This window comes from Dolichospermum sp. UHCC 0352 (assembly GCF_009711925.1).
Lineage (GTDB): Bacteria > Cyanobacteriota > Cyanobacteriia > Cyanobacteriales > Nostocaceae > Dolichospermum > Dolichospermum lemmermannii.
Window position 1 is genome coordinate 1 of record NZ_VIKY01000239.1, and the last position, 5535, is coordinate 5535.

The window sequence follows — 5535 nt, forward strand, 5'->3', positions numbered from 1 at the left end:
TTCTCCAAATGCTTCGCCCGTACAGTTGTCCGTTGTCAGTTGTCAGTTGTCATGTAAAATTGTATAACCGACTAATGACTAAGTTAAAAGAATATGTCAATTTGCGATCGCCCGGTGGTTTTGATCCAGTTTTGAGCTTCAATATAGTTATTGGGAGCCATGCGAATTGCTCTAATCCAATAATCTGCCGCTTGATCAAACAATGCCTCTCCACCGTCATGATCTCCGGTTTCCTTAGCCCTTTCACCTTGAAAATGATAAATCACCGCAATATTATTCAAGGCTTGGGGTAATTGTGGATTTAACTCAATGGCCTGATGATAATACTCTAAAGCCTTATTATGATCACCGTTACTGGCATAAATTAAGCCCGTATTATAGAGAATATAACTCCGATCATTGGAGTCTTCTTCCATTTCTAAGGCTTCTTTATAGTAGTCTAGAGCTTCAGCGTATTCGCCTTCTGCCTGTGCGGACATCCCATCTCGGTAATAAACAAAGGCTTCTTTAGCTTTTCTGTTGGTTGGCAATATCTTGAGGATGATATCTGCCATCACGGTAAAGGATTTGTCAACAAAGTTATCGTTTTTCTGTGTTCTTGGCATATTTGTCTCTATGGTTTCTTCATGGCAGCATACCGCTAATTTAACTAATTTTTGGGGGTTTGAGTTATTGCAAATTAATATGAAGCTGCATGAAGTAAGATTTCCTGAATTATTTACCGCAGATAAACGCAGATAAACGCAGATGAATTAATGGATTTTATGATTCGTTTTAAATCATTCGACTACATAATATTAATCGGATCTACATCAATTGTTAAACTGACAGAAGCAGGAGAAAGCGCTCGCACTTCTGGCCAATCTGGTAAATTTGGTAAAGCGTCAGGATCAAACTTGAGTAATATTTGCCAACGATAACGGTTAGCTACTCGTAAAATACTAGCTGGTGCAGGTCCCAATATCTCAAATCCTTCTTTATTGTTCAAAAATGTAGCAATGATTTGGGCTGTGTTTTGGACTTGAATGGGATCTAAACTACTTAATCGTAATAAAATTAATCTCCCATAGGGAGGATAATTCAGAGTTTGTCTTTGTGCTAACTCTGCATCAGCAAAAGATTGATAATCATGTTTTTGCACTGCTTCAATAATCGGATGTTCTGGAGTATAGGTTTGGACAATTACCCTCCCTGGATCATCCCCTCTTCCTGCCCTTCCCGCAACTTGGGTCAAAGTTTGAAATGTGCGTTCATTGGCGCGATAATCAGATAAGTGCAATAATCCATCCGCAGCGACTACACCCACAAGGGTAACTTGGGGTAAATCTAACCCTTTTGTCAGCATTTGTGTCCCTACTAATAAATGGGCTTCACCATTAGCAAACTGGGTAAGAAGTTTCCGGTGTGAACCTTTAGTGGTGGTGGTATCACTATCAAAGCGAATTATTTTCAAATTGGGAAATTGCTTAGTTAATTCCTGCGCTACCCGTTGAGTACCGCTGCCAAAAAACTTTAAATAAGGGGAACTACATTCGGGACAATGGGGAGGATGTAAACGCCCATAATTACAATAATGACAGCGCAATAATTCCGGCGCTCCCTCTTCCACATGATGATAAGCCAGGGATACATCACAATGGGGACATTCCAACACATAACCACAACTGCGACAAGAAACAAAGGTACTATGTCCGCGCCGATGAATAAATAATATTCCCTGTTGTTGTCTTTCTGCTAATTGTTGCAGCGCATTTTGCAGCTTTCTACTAAAAATAGACCGATTTCCCTCTTTTAACTCTTGACGCATATCCACGATTTCCACAGGTGGTAATGGGCGCGAGTTAATGCGTTCTGGTAATGATAAATATAGTTGATTTCCACTTACCCAACTTTCTAAAGAGGGAGTCGCAGAACCTAAAATTAGGGGACAATGTGCTAATTCGGCTCGCCATTGAGCGATGGTGCGGGCGTGGTAAGTGGGAATAGGAGAATCTTGTTTAAAGCTGCTATCGTGTTCTTCGTCCAGGATAATTAAGCCTAGATTGGGTAAAGGAGCGAAAATGGCGCTGCGAGTCCCGATGATGATTTGCGGCTCTCCTGTGAGCATTTGTCGCCAGGTGTCGTAACGTTCACCGTCAGAAAGGGCGCTGTGATAAACGTGGACTTTGTGACCAAATCGGGCGCGAAATCTATCTGTAAGTTGAGGTGTGAGGCCGATTTCGGGAACTAAAACAAGGGCCGATTTTCCTTGTTCAAGTAATGGTGCTATGGCTTGTAAGTATACTTCTGTTTTTCCTGAACCTGTCACCCCATGTAGCAATACTTGAGCAAATCCGGTTAAGGAATTAATCGTTTCTAAGGCGTTATTTTGGGCTGGTGTTAAGGATTTTGCCCAATCTGCGGCTACTGTGGGGCCTTGTTCTCTGCGTAATATTTCCCTGTCCTCAATGACTATATAGCCTTTATCTGCTAAGGCTTTTAGGGTGGAAGTGCTGGTACTGCAAAGTTGTAATAATTCACTTTGCCATATTTCTCCCCCTCGTCGTCGCAAAACTTCCACAATTTCTTTTTGACGGGCTGTTAAATCGTCATGATTATTATCTAGAAGTGTGACAGCTTTTTGTAATTTAGGTTTGGTAAGTTGTGGCGGTTCTAAATAATTTTCGGCTAAACCTAAGCGGATTAATTCCCGAATTCCGCGATATGCGGCTTTAACTTTTTGTTGGATGTAGTGATAACTATAGTCTGCTGTTGGGGTTTTTTCTAAAAGTGTAATTACTTGCTGGGCTATAGGACTAATATAAATAGCAAGATTTTTTTTACCCAGAGAAGTCAAGCGTAAACGACGTTGTGATCTTCCTAATAAGCCTGGTGGTAAAGCGACGCGAATTACTAAAATTAGAGGTGTATAGTAATAGGCTGCAACACGGTTGAGTAATGTCCAATAACCAGCAGGGAAAAACCCTTCACTAACTACATCTTCTACTTCTCGAATTTTTTCTAAGGGAATATCTAGATTCGGTTGAGTTAATAAGCGAATAGCGATCGCCCCTACCTGTGTCGCACCAAAGGGAACGCTTAAAATATCTCCTGGTTTGATTGCTAACTGTGCTGGGATTTTATAGGTAAATAAATCTGAACATCCTGGACAGTCTACAAGCACTTCCACCCATTCAGGTAATTTTGCTGGAGATTGATATGATCCTCCTGGTTCAGCTACAGCGATAACAGATGATTTTGCACCAATACTATACATAAATTTTCGATTTATAAACAAATATTGTATTCACAGACTTCGTTAATTCTATCCTTTGGTTTTACTTTGTGTAAATAGTATTTTACAATACTTCAATTACCCATAATCCTTGATAATCTCTAATTTATGTAATCTACTAGACAAATTAGCTTCTACAATTTAGGCAATAAATAATTGAAGATTGAAAGTTTAAATTTGAGCAAGTAGCTTACACAGTCTTGATCAGATTTTTTAATGCTTTGTTGACTTACCGACTGGGATACTCAAGCTGCAAAACCTATCTTGAGAAATATGCCGAAGTAATGAGTAATCATGAGTAAGTAGGTAATTAAGTGATTAAACTTCCAGATTTTTATGTGATTTGTAACATCTTGATCAACTAGTAAATTATGTTATTAATCAATCATGAGATTGAGCTACGAAATAAGGCATAGAGTTTTTCAACCTATTGATAGATATTAAATATTTTTTGAATATGAGATGCTTTTAAACGATAAATATTATCCGGATTAGAAGTTACCATTTTTGTAATTTGGATCATTTAGTAAATTTTCGGAGAGATAAATAACTCTAGTACCAAAATGGCGATTTATTCAATTACTCTGATGATTTCAGCCGGACAAACCTGAAAACTTTGCAAAAAATACACGAAAATTTAATATATATCATTTTTCGGTGATTTATCACCTTTACACGGAAGCTATGTACAGACTACAGGCAACAAGCAACTGATTTTTCCCCAGATCATTTAAGATAGATAGATAGGCTTCTTTCTCTATGTTTTTGATATTTGTTAAAGTTAGTCTTAGGGGGTTTGACCTATTTAGTAATCAAGAAAAGCATAGAGAATATGTCTATTGGGTTTCTGAAAAAAATAGTTTTTTGTGAGTGCTAAAGTCGTTAATGATTATAGGTCGTATCTAGCCATAACTCAAAATAATGGACAAATACTGATTTCCATTCCAGACGAGGAATGATTAAAAAGAGAAGATTTTGCTAGAGAAGAAGGGTGTATTTGTCCTCAAGGGAAAACTACCAAGCCTGAAAGAGGCTGTTGTCATGAAATTATGTACCAAACAAAGCAACCATCTCTAACGGAAACTATGAATCTTGCTGAATTGGGAACAATGGAAATACTAGAGAATATTACTGATCATGAAGAACCATCAATTGAGAGTTTAGATCAAGTAGTATATGAAGATGCTACAATTGTCGAAAACTTGGCATCAGAAGAGCGCAATGGCGATGACATGGCCGCAGCCCGTCCTTCGGGATATAATAAAACCGAAAATGATGATGCTGTTGGCGCATTTTTTAAGGAAATGGCGCGTTATCCCCTACTCAAACCTGATGAAGAAGTAGAATTAGCGCGACGGGTGAGATTTTTAGAAGAAGTCAAAGAATTGCAAGCAGCTTTGGAATTACAACTAGGAGCGCAGCCTAGTAAGGTGCAGGTGGCTTCGCAATTAGAGATAACAGAAAAACAACTGGAAAGCCGCTTGTATCAAGGTAGAGTGGCCAAGCGAAAAATGATTCGCTCCAATCTCCGGTTAGTCGTATCTATTGCTAAACGATATTTAAATCGTGGTGTCCCTTTTCTCGATTTAATTCAAGAAGGAGCAATGGGTTTAAACCGCGCTTCTGAAAAATTTGATCCTGATAAAGGATATAAGTTTTCTACTTATGCTTATTGGTGGATTAGACAAGCAATTACCAGAGCGATCGCTAATGATGCCCGAACTATTCGCTTACCAATCCATATTGTTGAGAAACTTAATAAACTAAAAAAAGCCCAACGGGAACTCAAACAAAAACTCGCTCGGAATCCCACAGAGGCCGAAATGGCCGAAGCTTTGGAAATTACAGTTCACCAACTGCGTCAACTTCAACAACTGCGTCGTCAAGCCCTGTCCCTTAACCACCGTGTCGGTAAAGAAGAAGACACAGAATTAATGGATTTGCTAGAAGATGAAGACAACCAGTCTCCCGAAGCCAAAATGAACGAAAACATGATGCGTCAGGAGATTTGGGAAGTTCTCGGAGACGTACTTACCCCCAGGGAAAAAGATGTCATTTCCCTCCGCTATGGACTCACTAGCAGTGAACCCTGCACCCTAGAAGAGGTGGGGAATATGTTTAACCTTTCCCGCGAACGAGTCCGTCAAATCCAAAGTAAAGCCATGCGAAAGCTACGTCGTCCCCATATAGCCAAGCGTTTAAAAGGTTGGTTGGTATGAGTCATTAGTCAGTTGTTAGTAGGGGCGAAGCATTTGGAAGAT

General features: G+C 39.4%; 3 protein-coding genes. 1 reads left to right on the plus strand and 2 read right to left on the minus strand.

Annotated features, from left to right (window positions below):
* Positions 1-83: 83 nt before the first annotated feature.
* Both FJR06_RS17460 and priA read right to left on the minus strand, forming a co-directional pair.
* Positions 84-605, minus strand: a complete 522-nt coding sequence (locus FJR06_RS17460) for a photosystem I assembly protein Ycf3 (RefSeq protein WP_168631941.1) — start codon at positions 603-605, stop codon at positions 84-86.
* Between the two features lie 182 nt (positions 606-787).
* Positions 788-3256, minus strand: coding sequence for a primosomal protein N' (gene priA, locus FJR06_RS17465; protein ID WP_168651908.1), 2469 nt, complete (start codon positions 3254-3256; stop codon positions 788-790).
* A gap of 1067 nt (positions 3257-4323) precedes the next feature.
* Here priA and FJR06_RS17470 point away from each other — a divergent pair.
* On the plus strand, positions 4324-5493 hold the full coding sequence (locus FJR06_RS17470; RefSeq protein WP_015083407.1) for an RpoD/SigA family RNA polymerase sigma factor: 1170 nt from the start codon (positions 4324-4326) through the stop codon (positions 5491-5493).
* Positions 5494-5535 lie beyond the last annotated feature (42 nt).